Annotated in this window: 4 protein-coding genes and 1 pseudogene; 4 read left to right on the top strand and 1 reads right to left on the bottom strand. The window is 65.4% G+C overall.

Annotated features, from left to right (window positions below; genetic code table 11):
• The 4 genes and pseudogenes from GXB81_RS30935 to GXB81_RS30920 all read left to right on the top strand — a co-directional run.
• Window positions 1–636 (top strand): annotated as a pseudogene (locus GXB81_RS30935) (secretion protein SctD); the annotation flags it as partial.
• Window positions 637–653: 17 nt separating this feature from the next.
• Window positions 654–905 (top strand): type III secretion system protein, encoded by a 252-nt coding sequence (locus GXB81_RS30930; protein WP_167044091.1) that lies wholly within the window; start codon window positions 654–656, stop codon window positions 903–905.
• Between the two features lie 117 nt (window positions 906–1,022).
• Window positions 1,023–1,229 (top strand): hypothetical protein, encoded by a 207-nt coding sequence (locus GXB81_RS30925; RefSeq protein ID WP_205193003.1) that lies wholly within the window; start codon window positions 1,023–1,025, stop codon window positions 1,227–1,229.
• A gap of 119 nt (window positions 1,230–1,348) precedes the next feature.
• A complete protein-coding gene (locus tag GXB81_RS30920; RefSeq protein ID WP_167044094.1) occupies window positions 1,349–1,804 on the top strand; it encodes a CesT family type III secretion system chaperone in 456 nt (151 codons plus the stop codon).
• A gap of 24 nt (window positions 1,805–1,828) precedes the next feature.
• On the opposite strand, the gene GXB81_RS30915 is transcribed toward GXB81_RS30920, so the two are convergent.
• Entirely contained in the window at window positions 1,829–2,128 is a 300-nt protein-coding gene (locus GXB81_RS30915; protein WP_205991202.1) for a hypothetical protein, read from the bottom strand.
• Window positions 2,129–2,285 lie beyond the last annotated feature (157 nt).

The following is a 2,285-nucleotide window of genomic DNA, read 5'->3' as shown; positions in this document are numbered from 1 at the left end:
CGGCTGTCGGGCAAGCTGACCTGGCGCACCACGGTGGCCGCGCTGATGTGCACGGTGGCGGTCGGGGTATTGGGCGCGGTCGGCACCATGTTCGCCGGCGCGCAGTCGAGCGAGGCGGCCAACGTGAAGTTCAACCCGGCTTCGCTCGCGCGCGAGATCGACGGCGCGCTGCACCGGGCCGGCTTCGCCGACCTGCACGCGATGCCGGGCAAGGACGGCGTGGTCGTCGAGGGCATCGTGCCGCAGTACAAGGACAGCGCCAAGGCACAGCGGATCATGGACGCAATCGCACCGGGCAAGGTGCGGCGCGAATACGACGTCGCGCAGCAGGATGTCTCGAACATCCAGCAGTCGCTGACGGGTACGGGCGCGACGGTCGACTACGTGGGCCACGGGGTGTTCCGCGTGACGGGCAGCGTGCCGTCGATGGCGACCTTCCGCACGCTGATCGCGGGCGTGCGCGCCGATCTCGACCGCAACGCCAAACGCATCGACATCGACGTGAAGGAAGCGGAGCTGCCGACGCACGACGCCCAGTTCACGGAAGTCGTCGCGACCGGCGGACTGCGCTACGCCGAAACCCCGGACGGCACCAAGCATCTGTTCGCCAGCAGCGAGGACGAGGCAAACAATTGAACACTCAAGGAACGGACATGTACGACGCACTGATACCCATCGCCCAGGATCTGAGCGCGCTCGACGCGACGCTCGCCGCACCCGACGGCGCCCAGCGGGTCGCCCGCATCGCCGCCGCGTTCGACGAGACGGCGCGCCGCATCAGCCAGGCCACGCAGACGGCGGCCGACGACGGCGAGCGCCTCGATCTGCAGAAGCTGTACCGGGGCATGGTCGCCGCCCGCCGCATCGTGCTGTCGATACAGGAGCGTCACGGCGCATCGGCCTGAACGGGTTGTCCCGGCGTTTTTTCGCAATTCACCGCCCGCGAGGGCAGCAGCAAGCGGCCCGCAGGGCAACCGGCAGTGAGCAGTTTCTTTCTCAATCTTTTTTTGGAGTTATTCATCATGTCTTCTATCGCAGCCAGTGGTGTTCAGCAAAGCGGCGCGCAAAGCGCCGACATGGTCGGCCAGATGCAGCAGATGGCCGATCAGAACAATGCCATGACGATGGCGTCGATGCAGATCAACATCCAGCAGCAGGAAACCTCGGCAACAGCGTCGGTCGGCAACAACGGCGCGAAAAATATCTCGGACGCCGCGAAGGGTCAGTAAGATCCGACGCGCCAATGCAGTCCCGTGCGACGGGCACGGTGCGGAAGGCTCGCCCTTCCGTCTCCGTGCCCGATTTTTTTTTGCCGGGCAAACCACGCGCTGCATAGGAAATCGATTCCATGAGCAGGGAACGCTTCGTCGGGCTGATCCACGAAATTTGCGACGTGGTCGGGCTACCCGACGCCGAATACATCGTCGAGACGCAGGCCCTCGAAATCGAAGGCTTCGACGTTCGTCTCGATCATCACGAGAACGACCCGGACTCGATCTACGTCTGCTTCCACTACGGCACGGTGACGGCCGGGCGCACGCTGGTCGTGTTCCGCCTGATGCTCGAGGCGAACCTGCTGATCTACGCGCAGGACCAGGCGCAGCTTTGTCTCGACTCCGACACCGGCAGCATCGTGCTGCTCGTGCGGGTGGTGATGGGCAACGACGTGACAGGCGAATATCTGGCGGACGTGTTCGCGCACTACGCGGAACACGGCCGCTACTGGCAGAACAACATCCTCGCATCGGGCGACGAGATGTTCGAGGGCATCGCGGCCGGCAACTTCATGTGGCTGCGCGCGTAACGTGCATAGCGCGCAGCGCCGGCGCTACGCCACGACCCGCGGCACCAGCAGCACGAGCCGTGAACCTGCGTTCGGCGCGTTCGGCTCGGCCGACGCGTCGCGCGGCGCCTCGATCACGAGGCATTCGCCGGCCGCGACGCTACCTTCGACGTGCCGGTATTGCCGGGCATCGTCCGGATGGCCGATCTCGACGCCGAGCCCGATCATCGCGCCTGCGGCATTCCCGTTCACCGTCGGCCGCACCCCGAGCCACAGGTCGCGCCGCGGCTCGTCGGGCCGTCCTTCAGCCTCGCGCGCGAGCCGTTCCTCGTGACGGTCGATCACGGCGGGCGAACGATCCTGCGTCAGCGAGGTCGGAAGGGGGGCGGGTAGGGGAAGGAGGGGAATGGGAGGGGAGAGCTGGGGGGGGTGCGGGTCATTACAAAAAAAAAAACATCGAGAAATGATGCGTACTAGCTACGAGGCTTGTGTAAGACAGCAT

This window comes from Paraburkholderia sp. Ac-20336, from assembly GCF_017105025.1.
Classification (GTDB): Bacteria; Pseudomonadota; Gammaproteobacteria; order Burkholderiales; family Burkholderiaceae; genus Paraburkholderia.
This window is presented reverse-complemented; position numbering and strand designations above follow the sequence as displayed.